The sequence below is a fragment of the Mycobacterium sp. genome, assembly GCF_039583785.1.
GTDB lineage: Bacteria > Actinomycetota > Actinomycetes > Mycobacteriales > Mycobacteriaceae > Mycobacterium.
Genome location: NZ_JAVKSG010000048.1, coordinates 1 through 20,732 on the forward strand (window position 1 = coordinate 1; position 20,732 = coordinate 20,732).

The 20,732-nt window shown below is 64.6% G+C and carries 23 protein-coding genes and 2 pseudogenes; 17 read left to right on the forward strand and 8 right to left on the reverse strand.

Annotated features, from left to right (window positions below; all coding sequences use genetic code 11):
* The coding region (locus ABDV69_RS14530; RefSeq protein ID WP_343575525.1) for a hypothetical protein at nucleotides 1-342 on the forward strand (342 nt) is incomplete at its 5' end.
* Between the two features lie 366 nt (nucleotides 343-708).
* Nucleotides 709-1,518: a glycoside hydrolase family 16 protein gene (locus tag ABDV69_RS14535; RefSeq protein ID WP_343575527.1), complete on the forward strand. Its 810-nt coding sequence runs from the start codon at nucleotides 709-711 to the stop codon at nucleotides 1,516-1,518.
* Between the two features lie 57 nt (nucleotides 1,519-1,575).
* On the opposite strand, the gene ABDV69_RS14540 is transcribed toward ABDV69_RS14535, so the two are convergent.
* Nucleotides 1,576-1,920, reverse strand: coding sequence for a hemophore-related protein (locus ABDV69_RS14540; RefSeq protein ID WP_343575529.1), 345 nt, complete (start codon nucleotides 1,918-1,920; stop codon nucleotides 1,576-1,578).
* Between the two features lie 151 nt (nucleotides 1,921-2,071).
* On the opposite strand from ABDV69_RS14540, the gene ABDV69_RS14545 reads away from it, so the two are divergent.
* A complete protein-coding gene (locus tag ABDV69_RS14545) occupies nucleotides 2,072-3,397 on the forward strand; it encodes an acyltransferase (RefSeq protein WP_343575531.1) in 1,326 nt (441 codons plus the stop codon).
* A 151-nt stretch (nucleotides 3,398-3,548) separates the two neighbouring features.
* Here ABDV69_RS14545 and tpx read toward each other — a convergent pair whose 3' ends face one another.
* A complete protein-coding gene (gene tpx, locus ABDV69_RS14550; protein ID WP_343575533.1) occupies nucleotides 3,549-4,052 on the reverse strand; it encodes a thiol peroxidase in 504 nt (167 codons plus the stop codon).
* 102 nt (nucleotides 4,053-4,154) lie between these two features.
* Between tpx and ABDV69_RS14555 the strand changes: the two genes are divergently transcribed.
* Nucleotides 4,155-5,027 (forward strand): glycoside hydrolase family 16 protein, encoded by an 873-nt coding sequence (locus ABDV69_RS14555; RefSeq protein ID WP_343575583.1) that lies wholly within the window; start codon nucleotides 4,155-4,157, stop codon nucleotides 5,025-5,027.
* A gap of 10 nt (nucleotides 5,028-5,037) precedes the next feature.
* Here ABDV69_RS14555 and ABDV69_RS14560 read toward each other — a convergent pair whose 3' ends face one another.
* The gene (locus ABDV69_RS14560) at nucleotides 5,038-5,799 is read right to left on the reverse strand and encodes a hypothetical protein (RefSeq protein WP_343575535.1); all 762 of its coding nucleotides are present in this window, start codon (nucleotides 5,797-5,799) and stop codon (nucleotides 5,038-5,040) included.
* Nucleotides 5,800-5,858: 59 nt separating this feature from the next.
* Entirely contained in the window at nucleotides 5,859-6,455 is a 597-nt protein-coding gene (locus ABDV69_RS14565) for a TetR/AcrR family transcriptional regulator (protein ID WP_343575537.1), read from the reverse strand.
* Nucleotides 6,456-6,654: 199 nt separating this feature from the next.
* On the opposite strand from ABDV69_RS14565, the gene ABDV69_RS14570 reads away from it, so the two are divergent.
* From ABDV69_RS14570 to ABDV69_RS14585, 4 genes are read left to right on the forward strand one after another with little or no spacing between them, the layout of a single operon-like run.
* On the forward strand, nucleotides 6,655-7,359 hold the full coding sequence (locus tag ABDV69_RS14570) for a hypothetical protein (protein WP_343575540.1): 705 nt from the start codon (nucleotides 6,655-6,657) through the stop codon (nucleotides 7,357-7,359).
* Nucleotides 7,356-8,105 (forward strand): hypothetical protein, encoded by a 750-nt coding sequence (locus ABDV69_RS14575; RefSeq protein WP_343575542.1) that lies wholly within the window; start codon nucleotides 7,356-7,358, stop codon nucleotides 8,103-8,105. Before ABDV69_RS14570 ends, ABDV69_RS14575 begins: the two co-directional genes overlap by 4 nt.
* A complete protein-coding gene (locus ABDV69_RS14580) occupies nucleotides 8,102-8,683 on the forward strand; it encodes a cytochrome c oxidase subunit 3 (protein ID WP_343575544.1) in 582 nt (193 codons plus the stop codon). Before ABDV69_RS14575 ends, ABDV69_RS14580 begins: the two co-directional genes overlap by 4 nt.
* A gap of 4 nt (nucleotides 8,684-8,687) precedes the next feature.
* Entirely contained in the window at nucleotides 8,688-8,966 is a 279-nt protein-coding gene (locus ABDV69_RS14585; protein ID WP_343575546.1) for a cytochrome C oxidase subunit IV family protein, read from the forward strand.
* Between the two features lie 7 nt (nucleotides 8,967-8,973).
* On the opposite strand, the gene ABDV69_RS14590 is transcribed toward ABDV69_RS14585, so the two are convergent.
* Complete coding sequence (locus ABDV69_RS14590; RefSeq protein WP_343575548.1) at nucleotides 8,974-10,041, reverse strand: phosphotransferase family protein; 1,068 nt, start codon at nucleotides 10,039-10,041, stop codon at nucleotides 8,974-8,976.
* A gap of 164 nt (nucleotides 10,042-10,205) precedes the next feature.
* Here ABDV69_RS14590 and ABDV69_RS14595 point away from each other — a divergent pair, with 164 nt between their 5' ends.
* The gene (locus ABDV69_RS14595) at nucleotides 10,206-11,201 is read left to right on the forward strand and encodes an LLM class flavin-dependent oxidoreductase (protein WP_343575550.1); all 996 of its coding nucleotides are present in this window, start codon (nucleotides 10,206-10,208) and stop codon (nucleotides 11,199-11,201) included.
* A 30-nt stretch (nucleotides 11,202-11,231) separates the two neighbouring features.
* On the opposite strand, the gene ABDV69_RS14600 is transcribed toward ABDV69_RS14595, so the two are convergent.
* The 3 genes from ABDV69_RS14600 to ABDV69_RS14610 form a co-directional block, all read right to left on the reverse strand.
* Nucleotides 11,232-12,395 carry an LLM class flavin-dependent oxidoreductase gene (locus ABDV69_RS14600; protein WP_343575552.1) on the reverse strand — a complete coding sequence of 388 codons (1,164 nt, stop codon included), beginning with the start codon at nucleotides 12,393-12,395 and terminating at the stop codon, nucleotides 11,232-11,234.
* A 242-nt stretch (nucleotides 12,396-12,637) separates the two neighbouring features.
* Complete coding sequence (locus ABDV69_RS14605; RefSeq protein WP_343575553.1) at nucleotides 12,638-13,342, reverse strand: GDSL lipase; 705 nt, start codon at nucleotides 13,340-13,342, stop codon at nucleotides 12,638-12,640.
* Nucleotides 13,343-13,560: 218 nt separating this feature from the next.
* Nucleotides 13,561-14,796 carry an acyltransferase gene (locus ABDV69_RS14610; RefSeq protein WP_343575555.1) on the reverse strand — a complete coding sequence of 412 codons (1,236 nt, stop codon included), beginning with the start codon at nucleotides 14,794-14,796 and terminating at the stop codon, nucleotides 13,561-13,563.
* Nucleotides 14,797-14,950: 154 nt separating this feature from the next.
* On the opposite strand from ABDV69_RS14610, the pseudogene ABDV69_RS14615 reads away from it, so the two are divergent.
* The 8 genes and pseudogenes from ABDV69_RS14615 to ABDV69_RS14650 form a co-directional block, all read left to right on the forward strand.
* A pseudogene (locus ABDV69_RS14615) lies at nucleotides 14,951-15,129 on the forward strand (nitroreductase family protein); the annotation flags it as partial.
* Nucleotides 15,130-15,300: 171 nt separating this feature from the next.
* Nucleotides 15,301-15,756, forward strand: coding sequence for an STAS domain-containing protein (locus tag ABDV69_RS14620; RefSeq protein WP_343575557.1), 456 nt, complete (start codon nucleotides 15,301-15,303; stop codon nucleotides 15,754-15,756).
* 92 nt (nucleotides 15,757-15,848) lie between these two features.
* Nucleotides 15,849-16,340 (forward strand): hypothetical protein, encoded by a 492-nt coding sequence (locus ABDV69_RS14625; RefSeq protein ID WP_343575585.1) that lies wholly within the window; start codon nucleotides 15,849-15,851, stop codon nucleotides 16,338-16,340.
* Nucleotides 16,341-16,361: 21 nt separating this feature from the next.
* A pseudogene (locus ABDV69_RS14630) lies at nucleotides 16,362-16,643 on the forward strand (esterase); the annotation flags it as partial.
* Between the two features lie 62 nt (nucleotides 16,644-16,705).
* On the forward strand, nucleotides 16,706-17,278 hold the full coding sequence (locus ABDV69_RS14635; protein WP_343575559.1) for an IS607 family transposase: 573 nt from the start codon (nucleotides 16,706-16,708) through the stop codon (nucleotides 17,276-17,278).
* A complete protein-coding gene (tnpB, locus tag ABDV69_RS14640; RefSeq protein WP_343575561.1) occupies nucleotides 17,278-18,657 on the forward strand; it encodes an IS607 family element RNA-guided endonuclease TnpB in 1,380 nt (459 codons plus the stop codon). The genes ABDV69_RS14635 and tnpB overlap by 1 nt, the downstream gene beginning before the upstream one ends.
* Before the next feature lie 18 nt (nucleotides 18,658-18,675).
* A complete protein-coding gene (locus ABDV69_RS14645; protein ID WP_343575563.1) occupies nucleotides 18,676-19,083 on the forward strand; it encodes a hypothetical protein in 408 nt (135 codons plus the stop codon).
* Nucleotides 19,084-19,324: 241 nt separating this feature from the next.
* Nucleotides 19,325-20,557 (forward strand): acyl-CoA dehydrogenase family protein, encoded by a 1,233-nt coding sequence (locus ABDV69_RS14650; RefSeq protein WP_343575565.1) that lies wholly within the window; start codon nucleotides 19,325-19,327, stop codon nucleotides 20,555-20,557.
* Nucleotides 20,558-20,732: the final 175 nt, after the last annotated feature.

The window sequence follows — 20,732 nt, forward strand, 5'->3', positions numbered from 1 at the left end:
CACCCGAAATACAAGGTCGCCATGCAGTGCTTCGCCTATGTCGGCGCCGCGAACGACACCCATACCTGGAAGTTGCCTTACCTGCTGGCTGACGGCATCACGCCGGACGCCAAGCGGCTGCCGAAGGCGATCCAATGCATCTCGAGCAACTACCGCGGCGCCGTGGTGGACATTCCGGAAGCCGACATCGGCGATGTCCTGGTGCGGCTCGGGACGGCGGCGTCGGTGCTCCGCAAGATGCCGTGCCAAAAGCCGTCGACGGCCGCCGCCTACCGCGAAGCCCACCAATTCCTCGAGCAGCTGGACCGGCTCTCCGACGTGGGCTGTTGCCCGAAGGTGTAGCCGGCGCGCACCCCCGCACGCGATAACGTGACCGTGGCAAACGCCTGCACCGCCTGCCGTCTGGGCGGATACTGACCGTAGCGAAAGGAAGCAGCGAGAAATTCCGTGCCCGTTTCCTGCGCGAATCGCTCGCCGCGGCCATCGTCCAGGAGCCGCACCTCATCCCGATCCACGACTGGGGCGAGATCGACAACGTCCTCTACATCGACATGCGGCTGGTCTAGGGCCAGACCCTGCACGACAGACCGGCGAAACACCCGCTGGCCCATACTGCCGTAGGTGCCCCGCCACCGCCGGTGTCTGGGCGGGTCAGCTTGGTTTTCGCTGCCCGATAGCCGCTGGAGCCTCTGCTATGGTGCTGTGCCTATGCCGGAGATGGATCGTCGCGCGTGGTTGTTGCTGACCGGATTCGGCGTGCTGTCCGCCGCGGTGCCCGCGCCCCGGGCAGGTGCTTCTCCGCGGCCACCGGCCGCTCCGGCGGGTGGCTACATCTTCTCCGACGACTTCGACGGCCCGGCGGGTTCGGCACCTGATCCATCGAAATGGGCGGTGGCCACGGCACGCGAAACCATCAAAGATCCGACGCACTGGGAGCTACCGGAGAACATCGGCCGATACCGCGACGACCGTCTCAATGTATATGTCGACGGCAAGTCCAATCTGGTTCTCCAAGCCACCAAAGACGGACCCACCTTTTACGGCGGCAAAGTCCAAAGCCGCTGGAGAGGCGGTGTCGGCCACACCTGGGAGGCGCGCGTCAGGCTCGACTGCCTGACCGCCGGTGCCTGGCCCGCCTACTGGCTGGGAAATGACGACCAAGGCGAAATCGACATCGTCGAGTGGTACGGCAACGGCAGCTGGCCATCAGCCACCACCGTGCACGCCAAAGCCAACGGCGGTGAATGGAAGACCCAGAACATCTCTGTCGACAGCGCCTGGCATACCTGGCGATGCCAATGGGATGCGACCGGCATGCGGTTCTGGAAGGACTACGTCGACGGCGCGGAGCCGTACTTCTCCGTGCCGGCGGACTCGCTGCCGGATTGGCCGTTCAACGGCCCCGGCTACACCGTCTATCCGGTGTTCAACCTTGCGGTTGCCGGCTCCGGAGGCGGCGATCCCGGAGCGGGTAAGTACCCGGCGCAGATGCTGGTCGACTGGATTCGGGTCTGGTAGAGCTCCGCACGGCACATAACGCGGTCGACCTGCACGCCGCAGATCCACCGCGGAACGTCAGAAGTTGTTGCAGGTGACGGCCACCTGGTTGATCAGCGGCAAGTACTCGTTGGCCTGCTTGGGGAATTGCGCCTGGGCCTGCTGGGCCATCTGGATGCGCTGCGGCGGCGGCGAGGCGAGGTATCGCTGCAAGAAGCCGCTTGCCATACCTGAACTGCGGAGCTTTGCGCCGGCACCCGGCTGTTGAGCATCGAGAGCCGCGATAACCTGCGGGTAGCTGCACGTGGTGTTGATTGCCGCCGGGGAGAGATCGTCAGCGGACGCGATTCCCGCGCCAGCTAGCGCCGACACCGCCAGACCTACAGCTACAGCAGCCCGTTTGCTCATTGAACGCGTGACCATATGGGGAACACCTTCCGGACTACGATCTGCCGAACCTCGGCGTCGAGGCCCTAAGTTTACCGGAAGAGTTCGGACGTCGGCCGTGTCGAGGATTGGACTCACAAACCTCACAGGTCACACTTAGCTGCCTGCTACCAAGGTATTTTCGGATATGGCCGACACGCCGGTTCGGAACCTCGCAGTGGATTTTTATCGCGTTTCCGGGGTCGTGCTCATTGTCCTCGGTCACTGGCTGGCCGGATCGGTGACTTACCACGACGGATCCTTCGGACGGCAAAACCCGCTCCTCGACCAGCCCTGGACCCAGTGGCTCACGTGGCCCTTCCAGGCCGTTCCGACATTTTTCCTGGCAGCCGGGTTTGCCGGCGCGGTGTCGTGGACCCGTCGGCGCGACGTGCAGGGCGCCTCTCGCCAGGCCTGGCTACGGCATCGGCTCGCCCGGGTGCTCGGGCCGTCAGCCGTCTACGTCGCGCTGGTGTCGGCAGTTGTCGTGGCCTTCGAGAATGCCGGTACGTCGGGCTCACTGTTGGAATACGCGGGCTGGGCGGTCGCCATGCAGCTGTGGTTTCTCGGCGTCTACCTCGTGGTGGTGTCGCTGACGCCGGTTGCGATTGCCGCCCAACGGCGTTGGGGGCTATTGGCGCCGGCTGCGCTGGCGGCGGCCGTCGCGGCGGTCGACGCGGCCTCGCTGGTCGGGCATGTCCCCCACCTGGGCCAGCTCAACTATCTGTTGTGCTGGGGGTTGCTTTACCAGATTGGAATAGCTTGGCAGAGCGGATTTCTCGCCGGAGTCCGCTCGGTGGTGCTCGGCGTCGGCTCGGCAGCTCTCCTGGCCGTGCTGATCTGGCTACGCCGATACCCGGTCAGCATGATCGGTGTTCCGGGCCAGGCAGTGCAGAACACCTCTCCGCCCACGGCGGCGATGATGGCATTCGGCTGCGCGCAAGCCGGGATGGTGATCGCCCTGGCGCCGGCGCTCAACCGCGTGCTGAGTACCGCTGCGGTGCAACGGATACTGGGGGGAGCCAACCGCAACGTGATGGCTCTTTACTTGTGGCACATGGTCCCCGTCGTGCTGGTGGCGATCGTCGGCTACCCTGCCGGTCTGCTACCTCAACCTGTCGAAGGCGGCGTGCAGTGGTGGCTGGCCCGGTTGGAATGGGTAGTGGTGCTCAGCCTGGTAATGGTGCTGGAGCTGAGGTTGTTGTGGCTCGGCAGAAGGATTTTCGCGGCGCCGCTGCCCGCGCTCAACGTGTTGCGCGGGCGCTGGGCCGAGCCGGTGATGCTGGTCGGCGCCGCGATGGCGGCCGCCGGGCTGTCGTCGATCGCCGCGGACGGATTTGCGCCCTCGGGGCACTTCTCTTCGCTGACCGCGGCGACCTTCGCCGCGGGAGTGCTGCTGGTGACGCTGTGCCCCGCTGTCGACCGAGCGCCGGTCGGTCCCCAGTCGCTCACGAGCGGGGAGGGAGAGAAATGAGCGCATCGGCGCAGACTCAATTCCGGCGCGTGTTGTGAACAGCTGCGTGCCGCCCACATGCGGATGCTGTTCACCGGATTCACGGCACACCCCATGTGAACGTGCCTGTTTGGCCTACGACATCGGCTGGAAAACTGCAGCCCGAGCCGAGCTAGGCCGATGCGCTCACCGCGGCCAGCGCTGCGTCGTAGTTGGGTTCCTGGGCGATTTCCGGCACGAGTTCTTCGTAGGCGACATTGCCGTCGGCATCGATCACCACCACGGCCCGGGCAAGGAGGCCGGCGAAGGGACCGTCGGCGATCGTGACGCCGTAGTCCCGGCCGAAGCTGTCACGGAACGCCGACGCGCTCTGCACGTTCTCGATGCCCTCGGCACCACAAAAGCGGGCCTGCGCGAACGGCAGGTCGTTGGACACGTTCACCACCGCTACACCGCCGGCGGCAGCGCGCTCGTTGAAAGTGCGCACGCTGTTCGCGCAGACCGGGGTGTCTATTGACGGAAAGATATTCAGCAGCAGGGGTTTACCCGCAAATTGCGCACTGGTCACCGCGCCCAGATCCGATCCGGTCAGGTTAAACACGGGTGCTTTGGCCCCGACGGCCGGCAGGTCGCCGACGGTGTTGATGGTGTTTCCGCGCAAAGTTATCTGTGCCATGCGACACAGTCTGCCAAGACCCGCGGACCGGCGTCGGTCCGGGGGCGGGTTCGTCGATAACGCAAACGGGCCTGCGGGTCGGCGCAATGCTCTCTATATTATCTGTCTGTGCCCGAAATGAATCGACGCAACGTCATGTTGACGTTCGGGATTGGCGCGCTGGCTGCCGCAATCCCCGCCCCGAAAGCCCATGCGTATCCGTCGAGACCGGCGCCTGCGCCGTCTGCTCCGGTACCGGGCATGCAGACCGGCGGCTTTCTGTTTCACGACGAGTTCGACGGCCCGGCCGGCTCGGCGCCCGACCCGTCGAAGTGGGCAGTCTCGGTCCACCGCACCCCGATCAAAAATCCGACCGGTTTCGACCGGCCCGAATTCTGGGGCCAGTACCGAAATAGCCGGGAAAACGTCTTTGTCGACGGCAACTCCAACCTCGTTCTGCGTGCGACCCACGACGGCAATAGGTACTTCGGCGGCTTGATCAGCGGAAATTGGCGCGGCGGTATCGGAACCACCTGGGAGGCCCGGATCAAACTCGACTGCCTCACCGCTGGCGCGTGGCCGGCGTGGTGGCTGTCGAACGACTTTCCCGGTCGCGAGGGTGAGGTGGACCTGCTCGAGTGGTACGGCAACGGTGAATGGCCCGCCGGCACCACCGTGCACGCCGACCCGTTCGGTACGGCGTTCGAAACGCAGCCGATCGCCGTGGACGGCGGTTGGCACACCTGGCGTGTGACGTGGAACCAGAGCGGGTTCTACTTCTGGGAGGACTACACCGACGGCAAGGAGCCCTACTTCAGCGTTCCGTCCACCGGGATCGAAGATCTCAACGATCCGATCCGTAAGTGGCCGTTCAACGACCCGGACTACAACCTGTTCCCGGTGTTGAACCTCGCCGTCGGTGGTTCGGGTGGTGGTGACCCCGCGTCGGGCAGCTACCCGGCCGAGATGCTGGTCGACTGGGTCCGCGTCTTCTGACCAGAGATCCTCAGCGCCGTGACTGGCGCACTTTGTAGGTTGACGGCCACGAATGGCGGCTATCGTCGCCGACCAGCGCCGTGCCCTTACTTCCGACCTTGACGGCGTAGGCTTCTTCACCAGCTCCCACCTCGCGGTTGGCGTGCTCTTGGGCCAGGTAGTACAGCTCGTCGATGGTGGCCTCGTGGTAGGCCACGAACGTGGTTTTGCGTTCGACGTCGCCGGCGGTGGCGGTCATCCAGTCCGGCAGAATCCGGGTGGCGAGTGCGCCCAGACCGAGCAGGGTGACCGGCACGACCCAGGAGCCGATGTAGCACGCGGATCCGTGGGCGTCGAAGATCGCTGGGATCGCCGATGACACCGTCATACCGGCGAACACCACGACCCAGATCCAGGTCAGTCGGGCGACGATCTGGCCGAACACATCGCTGTTGACCACCGCCGGTGGTTGATTCGCCGCGGCGTACTCATGCGCGAACGACGTGCCGAATCGCCGGCTGAACACAGTGGTCAGCAGCGCCCCGGCGAAGCTGAGCGGCAGCCCCCACCGCAGCGCCACCGACTGGTTGGCCAGTAAAGTCAGCGCCGTGAGCGCCAGAAATGTTGCACCGGAGCCGATTTCGAGTGACCGCCTAGGTGTCCGGGTGAGAAAACCGGCGACCAGCCCGGCGATGGCGAGCGCGAAGGCGGCCAGAGCCGCGACGTCGACTGGAGTGTTGCCGACCAGGATCCAGTAGACGATCCACGGTGCGAAGCCAAACAGAATGCCCACGGTCGGTCAGTGTATGAGCCCCGTCACCAAGACCTGAGCGCCGGGTGTCGTGCGAGTGCTCAGCGCTGCAAGCTGCGCAAGGTGCTCGTGACGAATCTCTTCAGTACCTCATCACGCGACGCCCCCGGCACTCCCGCGCTGACCAGTTGCCCGTGCACGCCGATCAGAAAGAACGCGGCGCTATCGTAGGGGTCGACGTCGTCGTAGAGCTCACCCCGGATGCGCGCTCGTTCGATCTCGGCGGCCAGTAGCAGAAACGTGGGGTGCTTCGTCCAATTCTCGTCCTTGGGTGCCGTCGGGGAGAAGTAGAGGCTGATTACATCACGGAATAGTGCTGCACTCCAACGGGTCTCGAGTGCGATGACGAGTCTGATGATTTCGCTCAACACTTCCGGAAGATTGCGGCGGGTGTTGAGAAACCGACTCAGTTCCTCGGCAAGATAGTCCTCCTCTCGGCGGATCAGCTCGAGCAGGACGTGCTCTCGGGTCGGAAAGTGAAAGTAGAAGGTGCTTCGGGCGACCCCCGCGGCTTCGACGATCGCGTTGATATCCGCCGAGTGTGCGCCGGCGCGCTGGAACTCAACGATCGCGGCATCGAGTAGCCGCGCACGCGTTTTCTGGCGCTGAGCGTCGCGACCCGTGACGGTGTCTGGCACACCGCCATTCTGCCGCACTCGGTCGATTCGCTGACAGGTATCAATCAAAGTCCCGCTCCCGGCCGAGTCCGGTATTCAATACTGCTTGTCGAAGGGTTCACTGTGCCGCCGGGGTTATCCGATTTCGTTGTTATCTGTCAGTGAACGTGCTAGATCTGAGACGCACGTTTTCCCATCCGCCGAGGCAGGGACGGCAGCGATGAACACCAGAGGTCAACGCATCCTGTTGTGGACGGCGCCGCCGGCGGTGGCACTGTTCGTCTTGGCCTACTTCGCGTTCCCGGTGTTCTCCCCACCGCTGTCGCCGACGTTGACGCCCGATCAGGTCGCGGCGTTTTTCCAGGGCAACGCCACCGGAGTCCTGGGTGTGTCGGTGCTGTGCAACCTGATCGCATGCTCTCTGGTGCCGCTGTTCGCCGTGACCGCCGTGCAGATCTCCCGGAGCAACACGTCAAGTCCGGTCTTGACCTACGCCTACGTCATCTGCGTCGGCGTCGGTACCACGGCCTTCATCCTCGCCGACTATTGCTGGGGCATGGCCGCTTTCCGGCCCGACCGTGACCCGCAGTTGACCAGCTTGCTCAACGACATGGCGTGGTTCTTCTTCGTCGCGCCCGTTGGGACCATCATGGTGCAGAACCTGTGCTTCGCGTTGAGCGTCTACCTCGATGACCGCGCAGATCCGATTTTCCCGCGATGGGTGGCGGACTTCAACGTCGCAACCGTCGCATTGCTGGCCCCAGGCGCGTTCTCCATTCTGTACAAGGCAGGCCCGCTTGCCTGGAACGCTCCTCTCTCATTCACCCTGCGGCTGACCACGTTTGCCGTCTACATCGCGGTGATGTTCTGGGCCCTGCTGCGAGCCGTCAACCACCAGGGCCACGAGCAGGTGGCTCTCGCATGAGCGCCTACGTGGTCGCGGTCCCACGGTCGGGCGTTCGGCCGAAAAAGTCGTGGCGGACCAATCGCAAACTCGACCAGTGGATCGCATTCTGGAGCGTGCCCTTCTTCTTCGGCCTGTTCGGTCTGGTGTTCGTGCCACTGAGCTGGATGATGCCGCCGCGGTCACCCAGCGATCCCACATCTCGCATCGTCGATTTCATGCATTCCCACAACCTGCTGATCGCGTGCGTAATCCTCACCCTGGCTTACGGTTTGGCACCGGTATCCAATGCCTGTTACCTCATGCAGGTCAAGCGGATGTCAGTCAGCCCGGCCTTCCGCTACTCGATGATGGTCGGTGCGATAACCGGCGCGATCGTCGGGATGTTGTTCCCGATGTTCTGCTTCGGTCTGGGTGCGTTTCGCCCGGGCTACAGCGCGGCTGTCCTGTCGATGCTCTACGACTTCGGCTATCTGGCGTTCATCGGCTCACTGGGCTGCTTTTGCGTCATGTGGATGGCGTTCGGTCTGGCCATCATCCTGGACGAGAACAACATCCTGCCAAAGTGGTTGGGTTACTACACCATTTGGCAATACGTCACCGAGTTGATGGCGGCCCCGGTCTGGATCGCTAAATCGGGTCCTTTCGCCTGGAACGGCCTGATGACGTTCTGGTTCGCCATGGTGCTCTACGTCTCGTGGCAGATCATCGTCTATTTGCGCATTTTCACGGCGATCAAGAACCAACCCGAGAATCAACTCGCATGACCAACGTGGCCGAATCGGTCGCCGGCGCGCGCGGTCGCGTCCCGGGCGAATCGAGCATGTGGTTCTTCGTCATCGGCGACCTGCTGATCTTCGCTGTGTACTTCGTCGGCTACATGTACTTCCGCGGTCAGCATCAGGATCTGTTCCTGCAGAGCCAGGCTCGGCTCAATGTCGATATCGGTGCGGTCAACACCGTGCTTTTGCTGACGAGTTCGTTGTTCGTCGCCTTGGGTACGGCGGCCGCTCGCGCCGGAGATTCGGCAAATGCTCTGCACGGGTGGATAATTGCATTCGCCTTCGGCGCTGCCTTCCCACTGGTGAAGCTGTTCGAGTGGATTCCCGAGATCAGTGCGGGTCTGACGCCGGGAAAGAACCTGTTCTTCATGTACTACTTTGTGATGACCGGCATGCATCTCTGCCATGTTGCGCTCGGCCTGGTCATCATGTGCTTCGTGATTCGCAATCTCAAAACATCGGCCACGCCCAAGATCTCGCTTGTCGAGACCGGAGCCACCTACTGGCACATGGTCGATGTCTTGTGGCTGGTCCTCTTCGCGCTGCTCTACCTGATGAGGTAAATCTATGACGTCTCTGGTTCGCAGTCCGTTGACGATCGTGTGGGCAATCCTCACCGCGGTCACCATCGCGTCATCGTTCGTCTCGCGAGACGGCGGCGCCGCCCATCAGATCAACACGACGGTCACTTCCGTGGTTCTGCTCATTGCTGCGGTCAAGGCGTACTTGGTGATTCAGCATTTCATGGAAGTTCGTCGCGCACCGCTCTGGCTCAAGGTGACCACCAGCGGATGGGTACTAGGGCTTGTCACGTGTCTGCTGGGCTGCTACTTCGCGAGTCTGTAGCTCTGCTTCACACGGTGATCGTTTGCGCCAATTCCCAGGCAGTCGCAGCCATACTGCGGTAACGCTCGCGATATTCATCGGTGCCGGCTCGCGAATCGGCCGCGTTGCCTTCGAGGCCCCGTCGCCAGACCCCTGCGGTGATCGACGCCAGCCGGAACATCGAGAACACCACGAACACATCGAGCGAGTCCGGCAGGTCGCGACCGGAATGCGTGCGGTAACTGTCGAGGAACGACTGCTGATCGGGAAGTCCAGTGCCAGTGAAGTCTTCGTCGAGCACGCCGCTTCTGCCACCGGGCCCACCAGGCACGTGGTACGTCACGCAGAAGTACCCGAGGTCGGCAAGTGGATTGCCGATCGTCGAGAGTTCCCAGTCCAGCACCGCCACCACCCGCGGTTCGGTCGGGTGCAGCAGGACGTTGCCCAGCCGATAGTCGCCGTGGGCGATGCACGGCGGCGCATCGTCAGCCGGCAGGTGCTCGGGCAGCCACGCGGCCAACTGATCCATCGCCGGCATGTCCTCCATGCGCGCGGCGTCCCACTGGCGAGTCCACAACGCCACCTGGCGCTGCAGGTAACCCTCCGGTCGACCGAAGCCCTCGAGTCCGACTGCGCGCCAATCCACCCGGTGCAGTGCCGCGAGTACTTTGGCCAGGTCGTGGTAGACCGCGGCGCGGTGCGCGGGAGTCTCCTCGCGCATGACCCGGTCCGGGAAGACCCGGCCCGCAACGTGGTCCATCACGAAAAATGTTGTGCCGAGCACGGCTTCGTCGTCGCACAGCAGCTGCATCCGCGGCACCGGGACGTCGCTTTCGGCCAATGCGGCCATGACCCGGTGCTCCCGCTCGACCTCATGCGCCCGCGGCAGCAGCTTGCCGGGCGGCTTCTTGCGCAGCACGTACTCAGCGCCGGCGGTTTGCAAATGAAATGTGGGATTGCTCTGACCGCCCTGAAACTGCCGGACTTCCAAGTGCCCGTCGAATCCGGGTAACCGGCCGCGCAGGTACCGGGCAAGCGCAGCCTCGTCGAAGCGATGCCCAGGAAGTACCGGCACCAGCTCTGCCATCCCCGCCATCCGCGGCCCCTTGTCGTCGACTGCAACAGCTGAAAACCCTACCGAGGAGTGCAATGCCGAATGATGCCGATGATCGAGCTGACCGACGTGCGCGGCTTTACGGAATTGGTCGCGGGTCTGCTCGACGACGCTCCGTGGTCAGCGGCCTCGATTAGGGTCCGGCTATGGACATTTCTTGTGCGTTCGCGACCTCATCGGACACCCCGGCGCATGTCGAACTGGCAGAGTCGCTCGGCTACCGACGAGCGTGGCTCTACGACTCCCCTGCCCTGTATCCCGATGTGTGGATGATCCTGACCCGCTGCGCCGAGCGCACGTCTCGCATCGAGCTGGGTCCGGGCGTGCTGGTTCCCAGCCTGCGTCACCCCATGGTCAACGCGGCCGCGATTGCCGAACTTGTGGATCAGGCGCCGGGCCGGGTCGCGGTGGCCATCGGATCCGGCTTCACCGGGCGGTTCTCGTTGGGCAAGCGGCCGCTGCCGTGGCGCCAGGTCGCCGACTATGTCCGCTGCCTGAAATCCCTGCTGGCCGGCGAGACCGTCGAGTGGGACGGCGCCATGATCCAGATGATGCACCCGAGCGGATATGGGGCCGGGCGACCGATCGACGTGCCGATCCTGATCGGAGCCGACGGCCCGAAGGGCCTGGCGGTTGCCGCCGAACTGGGCGACGGCGTGTTCTCGGCTGCCGTGCCCCAACCTGACGCGGTCAACGCGGCCGCCTGGCGGGCACTGCTCGCCTTCGGGACGGTGCTCGAGGAGGGCGAAGAGCTGACTTCGCCTCGAGTCGTCGACGCCGCGGGCCCCGGAGCGGTGGTGATGTATCACGCCGTATACGAGCGTGGTGGCCCCGCAGCCGTGGATGGATTGCCCGGCGGGCGCGGATGGCGGGAGGCGGTGGAGAAACACCCCGAAAGCGAACGGCATCTCGCCGTTCACGAAGGGCACCTGGTCAGGGCCAACCCACGCGACGAGCCATACGTCGCCGACCTCATCCCGATGGCCAGCGCCGCGTCGCTGACAGGGACCGCCGGGCAGGTGGCGGAGTGGGTGCGCGGCCTGGCGGGCGTCGGGGTCACCGAAGTCGCCTACCAGCCAGCGGGATCCGACATCGAGCGCGAGTTACGCGCCTTCGCGGCTGCCACCGGCATCGCGAGCTGAGGATCACCGTCGGCTGACGCCCAAAACCCGCTATTTCGAGGCGATTTCGTCTTCGTACTTCTTGGCCATGTGCGCGACGGCGTCGTTCTGCGACTGCGCGAGGCCTTCGCGCACTTCGCTGGCACGCGCGGCGGCATCCAGGGTCGGCTGTGCCTGGCCCTGGAAATGCGGCATCACTTCGGCGGCGAACAGTTCCGCCGATCGCTTGGTCGCCGCCGGATTCGCCCACTCGTGGCCCATCTGCAGCATGCAACCGAATCCACCCGACTGATCCCACATCCGCTGCACCTGCTCGCGGGCCCGATCGGGCGTACCGATCACCCCGGCGCCATTGTCGTTGATGACGTCGATCATCTCGTCGATCTGCTCACCGGGCATGGTCATCTGCGGGAACGCGGCGACCTTCTGGAAGTACTCGAACCACTGTGCAAGACCGAATTTCACGTCCTCTCGGGCCTGCTTGTCGGTCTCGGCGACGTGGAACGGTCCGACCAGGCTCCAGTTCTTGCGGTCGACTGCGGTGCCGAACACCGAGGCGCGCTCTTCGACGATGTCCCAGTGGTACTGCAGGGCGTTGAAGCCGTCGACGGTCAGCGTGGCGCCGATCGACAGCAGACCGATGCCGTGCTTACCGGCCAGTCGCGCACCCGTCGGTGAGGCGACTGCGGCCACCGCCAGCGGCATGCCGCCGTCGGAGTACGGCGCAAGTTGCAGGCGGGCGTTGTGTAGTTCGTGCGTGGGCGTTTTCGCCGACACTGTCTCCCCGCGCAGCAGCCGCACCACGATGTCGAGGTTGGTGTCCAGCAGCTCCCGGGTGTCGGTCGGCGTCAGACCGATCATCGCCGAGTCGCTGGGCAGCGAACCTGGACCGACCCCGCCGATCACTCGGCCGTGGGTGAGGTGATCCAGCATCATCAACCGGTCGGCCACCCAGAGCGGGTTGTGGTAGGCCAGCGAGATGACGCCGGTGCACAGCTTGATCCACTTGGTCCGTTCCGCGGCGGCGGCGATGAAGATCTCGGGCGAGGCGATGATCTCGCTGCCCGCGGAGTGATGCTCGCCGATCCACGCCTCGTCGAAGCCCAGCGCGTCGAGGTGTTCGACGAATTCCAGGTCCCGCCGTATGGCAAGCGTTGGGTTGGTCCCGGCGCGGTGAAACGGTGCGATGAAATACCCAAACCTGAGCTTGGCCATGAGCGATCCCCTAACGTCGAATTGACCCGACCCTAATCCCGATCGCGCGGTGCGACTGAATAGTTCACCCGTCAAATCTGCGAAGAGTCTTCCGCGGCAGCCGACTGCCAACACCAGCATGGCGACACTGAAGAACAGCGTGATTGCCGCGCGAAAAGATGTCATTCGATCCCCACTCATGTCTCGCTGCTCCCGAGGTACCTGAGACGAGTGGGTGCGCAACCCGTTGCCGGCGGGCGGGGTCAGCCTCGTCGGGACAGCTGCGCGTGGATCAGCGGAGCAATTTTCTCAGCCATGTATGCGTGCCCGTCGTCGTTGGGGTGCACGCCGTCAGGCCCGATCAATTCGGGTCTGCCGACGAACCAGCCTTCGCTGATCGGGTCGATGAACGTCGCTCCGGCATCGTGGGCCTGAACGCGGAGAATGTCGCGGATATACAGCACATCCCATGGCGGATCGGAGTCAGTCCATGGCGGGCCGATCACGAGCAACTTCGCCGACGGAGCTATCCGATGGGCCAGATCCAGGGTGTCGTGCGCCATGGTCGTCATCTGCACCGGATCGACCCCGTGGTCGTTGCGTGAACCGAAGAACACCACCAGCGCGTCGTCGGGGTGAACCGCGCGATTCGTCAGGTCCTCGAAGACGCTGCCGTGGTCACCGCGGACGACATAGCCGGCCCTGCCCTCGGATGCGACCTCGGGCGCGATCTGGACGCCTTGGCGTGCGAGCGTCAGCCAGGTGCGGTTGGTCCACGTGTTCGCTCCCCAGCCGCCTTCGTCGGTGCCCGTGGTGTACGAGTCCCCGATCACCGCGAGGTGGTCGATCGGTGTTCCACGGGCGACAGTCCGAAAAGGCTGCGGCGCGGCGTGACTGTGCGGGACGAGTCCGGCTGCAACCGCGGCCGCGACGACAAGTGTGGCTGCCCGACCCACCGTTAACTGCACTGTCCACCACCTCGGCCGCCTGTCCTGCCCGTATCAGCGGCATCGTAAGAGCACCACGACGAACTTTGTCGTCGACGCGCGGTGCCCGCGCGGGAGGAAGTCAGCGCTGGTGAAACCCCCACCGTGTCGACGGGCGCGGGACGCCGAAGGCGTCGCGCCACAGCGATCTTACTCGATCAATGTTGTGGCGCAGTATTGCTCGCGCCGCCACGCGAGGCTCAACCCGCGCGCGCCGACACGGACTTCGGTCGTCTTTCGTGAGCGCCGTCGATCGACTGCAACGTGGTGCCCGCGACCTGCCCGGCAGTATCGGCATCGACCACGGGTCGGCCATCGCCGACCATTCTGCGCATCCAGAGCCGGGCCGGTTCCTCGACGACGTGGTAGAGCGCAGCCGCGCTGACGAAGGTCACCGCGATCACCGCAGCCAGCAACAGTTTGCCGTCGTTGGCGAACATCGTCAGCTCGAACTGCTGCGCCGTCCAGATCCACGACGTGTGCACCAACTCATGAACCATGTATAGGCAGAACGAGATCTGCCCGCCGTAGACCAACGGCCGGGTGGCCAGCAGCGCCGGCAAGCTGCCCGTGCCGATCGCCAGCGTCAGGACCAGCGGCACGAACAAGATGTCGACCAGACCACCAGTGTCGGAGACACCGTGCAGCGGGTGCGCGTCGGACCAGTAGAGGAAGCCCACTACACCGCCGATCAGCAGTGCGGAGACGTAACCGGCCGCCCGGCGGCCTCGATCGGTGATCTGCAAACGACTGGCCGCCGCGGCGACCAGCGCCCCGGCGGTGAACTGCATGACAATGCGCGGCAGCCAGCTCCACGGCGTGTAGAACTGGCCGGTCACCAGCAGCGACATCACCGGGGACAACGAGGCCCCGACCGCCAACCAGACCAGGGTGCGGGCTCGGGTTGCGCGAACCATTCGAAAGATCACCAGCACCAGCGACCCGAATAGCAGATAGGCCAACCACTCGGCGCTGATCGACCATGCCGGGCCGTCCCAGCTCGAGTTGTCAAAGAATGGCTGGAACCACAGCTGGGCCAGCAAGACCTGACGCACATAGCTGATCGCGGTGAATCGGTGAATCTCCTGGGACGGTACGTGACCGACGTGCAGCGTGAAAATCACCCACAGTGCGGCCAGGTGCAGGGTGACCAGATAAACCGGCCATACCCTGGCCAGCCGCAGCCAGAGGAAATGCAGGGTGGCACGGGTCGACCAGGATCTGCCCATCCGGTCGAGGTAGTTCCAGGTCAGCACGAACCCACTCAAGATGAAAAACAGATCCACACCTTGGGCTCCGCAATTGAGCACCGGTGTCAGCGCGTCAAGAAAGCCCGGTACCGCATCGCTTAGCAGCGGACGGAAGTGGAACAGCACCACCCACACGGCGGCGACGATGCGAAGTCCTGTGAGGGCCTTGATCTCTCCGCTGCGCACAACAATCTTTCCGTGGGGCCGTCGGTGCTCATCCACCGCGGCGTATCGTCGTAGGTGACGGCGTTGGCAGGGTATCAGTGCGCTAGGGCGATAGCGAGCCGCCGACCCGGTGTGCCCAGAAGCGAATGCGCAGGCAGGAGCGCGGAAGCAAGCGATGAATCGCGCATCGGTTGACGAACTGCTGACCACCACCCGCCCACCCGCTCGGTTTGCAGGCGTCTGGACCTGACCCGACCGGTCGGTAGAGGCGTGATCATGGAGTGCCTGCAGATCGCCCCGCAGGCGCCGACGGCGAGCAACGCCCAGGACTGGCGGTGGCTGGTGATCACCGACGCCAGCTGAATCAAGCCCAACTTTGTTGCGGGCGCGTGAAATTGTTTCTTACCGAAGTATTAAAGGCTGGAACACGTGACCTTAGAGTAGGCAATTAGCGTCTCAAACAGGTAGGGATCATCGCGATCCTGACTTTGCAGTAGCAGTGTTTGGGAATGGGGGAAGTGTCACATGAACGACTCGATTAGGTCGGCCGCCTACTCGGCACCTCGGCACCCGCAGCTACCCGTTGACTGCAACGGCGCTCTGGTGCGCGCCCAATGCCGACACCTGGCAACCGTGGTGACCGTCTCCGGCACGGTCGACGCGAGCAACGTAGATCAGGTCATCGAGTACGCCCAGCGCTTCAACTTGCCGGACAAGCCCTTTGTGCTCGACCTGACCGGGGTGGACGGCTTCGGTGTGCAAGCAGTGCGACTGCTGTACGCCGTCGATGAAGCGTGCACCGCCGCGGGCCTCGAATGGGCGGTCATCCCGAGTCAGGCCGTGAGCCTGACTCTGCTGTTGACCCGCGGCGACATCGACTTCCCGACCGCCACCACGGTCCATGAGGCGCTGCAGTTCATCGCCGACGCATCCACTGCCCGGCGTCGTGTACTGCTGCCGCTCTTCACTAAAACCGCGTAGTTGCCCATTTGGGGCCCGCGCGTGCATTTCGCGAAGTCCGTATGCTGTCATTTGTGACATCTAAGTCCACGGTAGCCGCCGCGACGGCGCTGATGGCGCTGGGCTGGGTTGCATCGGCCGGCCTCGCAGGGGCCGACCCCACACCTGCGCCGCCTCCTCCGGCACCCGCGCCCCCGCCCGGAGCGGCACCAGGTCATGGACCGGCGCCGGCCCCCGCCAAAACGACAATCGACAAAGACGGCGTGTACAACGTGGGAACCGACATCGTGCCCGGCGTCTACACCTCGGCCGGCCCGATCGGCAATGGCGTCTGCTACTGGAAGCGGCTCGGCGAAGACGCCAAGCAGCCCCTCGACAACGCCATGAGCAAGAGGCCCCAGGTCGTGCGGATCGAGCCGACCGACAAAACATTCAAAACGGACGGCTGCCAGACGTGGCAAAAAAACGATGCCGCGGTCCCCGACCCGGGCAAGTCTCCCGAGCAGGCCAGCTTGGGACTGGGCATCCTCAACTCGCTGATCGGCGGCGGGGGCGCACCGGCCCCGCCACCTGCTCCCGCTCCAGCACCGGCGCCGCCCAAGTAGCTGCGGGACCACCCGCAACGCATGCAGACACTCGAATACGCCGCCGGTCGGCTGGCCGATGTTTTCGGCGCTCCCACCCACCCCACGGTTCTGCTGTGGCACGGTCAGCAGGCTGACGCGCGCATCTCGGTTCGGTCGCTCGCCGAGTTGATCGCGAGCCACGGTCTGGGTGTGGTCGCCCCGGACTGGAATTCCTACGCCGCCGACGGCGGTCGCGCCGATCTGCTGGGCTCTGTGCAATTCACCCGTGGGCGTGTCGACGACCCCGCCGGTGTGGTGCTCGTCGGCTGGTCACTGGGAGGGTTGCCAACTGTTGCGGGTTGAGTGGTCGTTAGTTGTCGGTGGTGTGCTGTAGGAACAGGAATATGAATCTGGCGGTGTGGGCTGAGCGCAACGGGGTTGCGCGGGTGACTGCGTATCGCTGGTTTCGTGCGGGCCTGTTGCCGGTCTCGGCGGTGAAGGTCGGCCGGTTGATCCTGGTCGACGAGTCGACCGCAGATACCGGCGTGGATCGCCGGACGGCGGTGTATGCGCGTGTGTCCTCGGCTGATCAGAAAGCGGATCTGGATCGGCAGGTGGCGCGGGTAACCGCGTGGGCCACCAGCCAGCAGATCCCGGTTGAACAGGTCGTGACCGAGGTCGGTTCGGCTTTGAACGGGCACCGCCGAAAGTTCCTTGCTCTACTGCGCGACCCGACGGTGCAACGGATCGTGGTTGAGCACCGCGACCGGTTCTGCCGGTTCGGCTCGGAGTACGTCCAGGCCGCACAGGGCCGAGAGTTGGTGGTCGTCGACACCGCTGAGGTTGATGATGACCTGGTGCGGGATATGACCGAGATTCTGACATCGATGTGCGCCCGGTTGTATGGCAAACGTGCTGCTGCCAACCGAGCCAAGCGGGCTGTCGCGGCTGCTGCTGACGACTGTGAGGCGGCGTGATGGCCCGGTTCGAGGTTCCTGAAGGGTGGACGGTGCAGGCGTTCCGGTTCACGCTGGACCCGACCGAGGATCAGGCTCGCACGCTGGCAAGGCATTTCGGTGCGCGACGTAAGGCCTTCAACTGGACCGTTGCCGCCTTGAAAGCGGACATCGCTGCCTGGCACGCCACCGGACTCGAAAACGACAAGCCGTCGTTTCGCCGGATGCGGGACCGCTGGAACCAGGCCAAAGACGGCGTGTGTGTCAATGCTGAGACCGGGGCGGTGTGGTGGCCGGAATGTTCGAAGGAGGCCTACGCCGACGGAGTTCGTGGAGCAGTGGACGCGTACTGGAACTGGCAACAGAGCCGTGCCGGCAAGCGTGCCGGGAAACGCGTCGGGTTCCCCCGGTTCAAACGCAAGGGCCGCGACGCCGATCGGGTGTGTTTCACCACCGGCGCGATGCGCATAGAACCTGACCGCCGACATCTGACACTGCCGGTGATCGGGACCGTCCGTACTCATGAGAACATGCGTCGGATCGAACGGTTGACTCGATCCGGACGAGCGCGGGTGCTAGCGATTTCTGTGCGCCGCAACGGAACCCGGATCGATGCGAGTGTGCGGGTACTGGTGCAACGACCGATCCAGCCGAAGGTGGCGCTGCCTGACTCGCGGGTCGGGATCGACGTCGGGGTTCGCCGACTGGCGACCGTCGCTGACGAGCGCGGCGAGGTCGTGGAACGGGTCGCCAACCCCCGGCCGCTGCACGCTGCGCTCACAGAGCTGCGGCACGCCAGCCGTGCCCGCTCGCGCTGCATGAAAGGCTCGCGACAATATCGCGAGCGCACCACCGAGATTTCCCGGCTGCATCGCCGGGTCAACGATGTCCGCACTTATCACCTGCATGTCCTGACGACACGGTTGGCTAAAACCCACGGCCGGATCGTTGTTGAAGGTTTGGACGCTGCGGGGATGCTGCGGCAAAAAGGGCTGCCCGGGGCGCGCGCCAGACGGCGCGGGCTCTCCGATGCCGCCCTGGGCACACCGCGGCGGCACCTGTCCTACAAGACGGGCTGGTATGGGTCGCAGCTGGTGGTCGCCGACCGCTGGTTCCCATCGAGCAAAACCTGCCATCAATGCGGCGTGGTTCAGGACATCGGCTGGGACGAAATGTGGCAATGCGACGGTTGTTCGGTCACCCACCAGCGTGATGACAATGCCGCGATCAACCTCGCACGCTACGAGGAGACAGTTAGCGTCGTCGGCCCAGTTGGGGCCGCCGTTAAGCGTGGAGCCGACCGTAAGACCGGGCCTCGCCCGGCTGGTGGCTGTGAAGCGCGGAAGGGACGCAGCCGCACGGCTGCCGAACAACCCCGAGACGGGGTGCAAGTCGCGTGACCACTAAAGATCACTCATTTGCAACGGCTCGCGGCCGCGGCCCTGACCATCCAGGCGAATCAACTGGGCATCGCCTTTGCGCACACCGTCTGCCTCGCCGGTGCATTCATGATCGCCGACCCGATCTTCCACGAGCTGCCGGCGGCTCAACTTCACGACACCGCGAAGCCGACACCGTTCACGCTGTTGCACGGCGCCGCCGACCGTGTCATCCCGGCGTCGGTGGCCAACGACTTCGCGTCGGCGTTGCGGCAGCACGATTGGCCGGTGCAGGTGGCCGAGTTGCCCGCCGACCACGGGTCGATCGCCGGTGCGGCGTATGACCCGGTCGCGCGCGTATACCGCGCAGCAACAGACGAGCAGTCGTTAGCGGTCGCCGCCGATGTCGCGGCCTTCATCGCTGATGCCAGCAGAGCGCACTGCTGACGACGTCAACCAGTCGGGCAGTGCAACGCAGCGATACCGCGCCGTCGGTGATATGGCCCCCTACAGCTGGACGGATGTCAAAATGGCCTGGTAACTCCCCTGGCCGCCCAAACCCCGCGTACGGTATCCCTTCTGAACTGCCGGTTTGTTCGTTCAGTATACAAACGTTTACTGTAAGTGGCAGCGGCCGATTTTGACGGACGCCACCCGAGTGCGGGCGCAACGCCTGATAGGAGCGCTGATGGCAGACACGTTGACGGATGGGACCTTTTCGCTGGACCTGTCCGAAGAAGTGGTGCAGGTTCGTGACTGGGTGCACGAGTTCGCCGACTCGGTGATTCGGCCGGCGGCCGCGGAGTGGGACGAGCGGGAAGAGACGCCGTGGCCGGTCATCCAAGAGGCCGCCAAGGTCGGGCTGTACACCCCGGACCTGTTCGCTCAGATGGCCGGCGAAGCCAGCGGCCTCGGCATGCCGACCGTGTTCGAAGAGATGTTCTGGGGTGACGCCGGCATCGCGTTGTCCATCATGGCCACTGGGCTTGCCGCGGCCGCACTGGCCGCCAACGGAACCCCGCAACAGATCGGCGAGTGGCTACCGCAGATGTTCGGTACGCCCGGAGATCCCCAGTTGGCCGCGTTCTGCTCGTCAGAGCCCGGTGCCGGCTCGGACGTCGGCGCGGTGCGCACCCGAGCGAAGTACGACGAAGCCAGCAACGAGTGGGTGCTCAATGGGACCAAGACGTGGGCGACCAACGGTGGCATCGCCAACGTCCACGTCGTGGTGGCATCGGTGGAGCCCGAACTGGGCACCCGGGGGCAGGCGACGTTCATCGTGCCGCCGGGCACCAAGGGTCTCTCCCAAGGACAGAAATTCAAGAAGCACGGCATTCGGGCGTCGCACACCGCCGAGGTGGTGCTCGACGACGTCCGGCTGCCCGGCGAGCTGATCCTCGGTGGCCGAGAGAAATTCGAAAGCCGGATCGCCCGGATCAAAGAAGGGCATCGGACCTCGAGCCAGGCGGCGATGATGACGTTCGAGCGCACCCGCCCGACCGTGGGGGCGATGGCGCTGGGCATCGCCCGCGCCGCCTACGAGTATGCCCTCGAATACTCCGGTCAGCGTGAGCAGTTCGGCCGCAAGATCGCCGAGTTCCAGGCTGTCGCTTTCAAGTTGGCCGACATGAAGACTCGTATCGACGCGTCCCGAATGCTGGTCTGGCGGGCCAGCTGGATGCAGCGCAACAACAAGCCGTTCACCTCAGCCGAGGGATCTATGGCCAAGCTCTACGCCAGCGAGACTGCGGTGTACGTGACCGACGAGGCCATCCAAATCCTCGGCGGCAACGGCTACACCCGCGACTATCCCGTCGAGCGGATGCACCGAGATGCGAAGATCTTCACCATCTTTGAGGGCACCAGCGAAATTCAGCGGTTGGTGATCGGTCGGGCGATTACCGGTCTGTCCATCCGCTGACGCACGTCGCTAGTGAGTGTGCGCCGCTTCGCCGGTGCCGCAGCTTCGTCATGGCTCTCGTCTAGGCCGGCCACCATCCGGATCGCGACGATCAGCTGCTCGACCAGCGGCGTCTCCTGCGCGCCGCCTCGTGCGCCGACAGCTTGGCGTGCCTGCGGGCTTTGTAAAGCTGTTG

Excerpts from the sequence above, each read along its gene's own strand:
- ABDV69_RS14650 (WP_343575565.1), top strand. The coding sequence starts at position 19,325 with ATGGCAGACACGTTGACGGATGGGACCTTTTCGCTGGACCTGTCCGAA.
- ABDV69_RS14580 (WP_343575544.1), top strand. The coding sequence starts at position 8,102 with ATGACCAACGTGGCCGAATCGGTCGCCGGCGCGCGCGGTCGCGTCCCG.
- ABDV69_RS14575 (WP_343575542.1), top strand. The coding sequence starts at position 7,356 with ATGAGCGCCTACGTGGTCGCGGTCCCACGGTCGGGCGTTCGGCCGAAA.
- ABDV69_RS14545 (WP_343575531.1), top strand. The coding sequence starts at position 2,072 with ATGGCCGACACGCCGGTTCGGAACCTCGCAGTGGATTTTTATCGCGTT.
- ABDV69_RS14635 (WP_343575559.1), top strand. The coding sequence starts at position 16,706 with ATGAATCTGGCGGTGTGGGCTGAGCGCAACGGGGTTGCGCGGGTGACT.
- tnpB (WP_343575561.1), top strand. The coding sequence starts at position 17,278 with ATGGCCCGGTTCGAGGTTCCTGAAGGGTGGACGGTGCAGGCGTTCCGG.
- ABDV69_RS14590 (WP_343575548.1), bottom strand. The coding sequence starts at position 10,041 with ATGGCGGGGATGGCAGAGCTGGTGCCGGTACTTCCTGGGCATCGCTTC.
- ABDV69_RS14535 (WP_343575527.1), top strand. The coding sequence starts at position 709 with ATGCCGGAGATGGATCGTCGCGCGTGGTTGTTGCTGACCGGATTCGGC.
- ABDV69_RS14570 (WP_343575540.1), top strand. The coding sequence starts at position 6,655 with ATGAACACCAGAGGTCAACGCATCCTGTTGTGGACGGCGCCGCCGGCG.
- tpx (WP_343575533.1), bottom strand. The coding sequence starts at position 4,052 with ATGGCACAGATAACTTTGCGCGGAAACACCATCAACACCGTCGGCGAC.
- ABDV69_RS14595 (WP_343575550.1), top strand. The coding sequence starts at position 10,206 with ATGGACATTTCTTGTGCGTTCGCGACCTCATCGGACACCCCGGCGCAT.
- ABDV69_RS14600 (WP_343575552.1), bottom strand. The coding sequence starts at position 12,395 with ATGGCCAAGCTCAGGTTTGGGTATTTCATCGCACCGTTTCACCGCGCC.
- ABDV69_RS14625 (WP_343575585.1), top strand. The coding sequence starts at position 15,849 with ATGGCGCTGGGCTGGGTTGCATCGGCCGGCCTCGCAGGGGCCGACCCC.
- ABDV69_RS14540 (WP_343575529.1), bottom strand. The coding sequence starts at position 1,920 with ATGGTCACGCGTTCAATGAGCAAACGGGCTGCTGTAGCTGTAGGTCTG.
- ABDV69_RS14585 (WP_343575546.1), top strand. The coding sequence starts at position 8,688 with ATGACGTCTCTGGTTCGCAGTCCGTTGACGATCGTGTGGGCAATCCTC.
- ABDV69_RS14620 (WP_343575557.1), top strand. The coding sequence starts at position 15,301 with ATGAACGACTCGATTAGGTCGGCCGCCTACTCGGCACCTCGGCACCCG.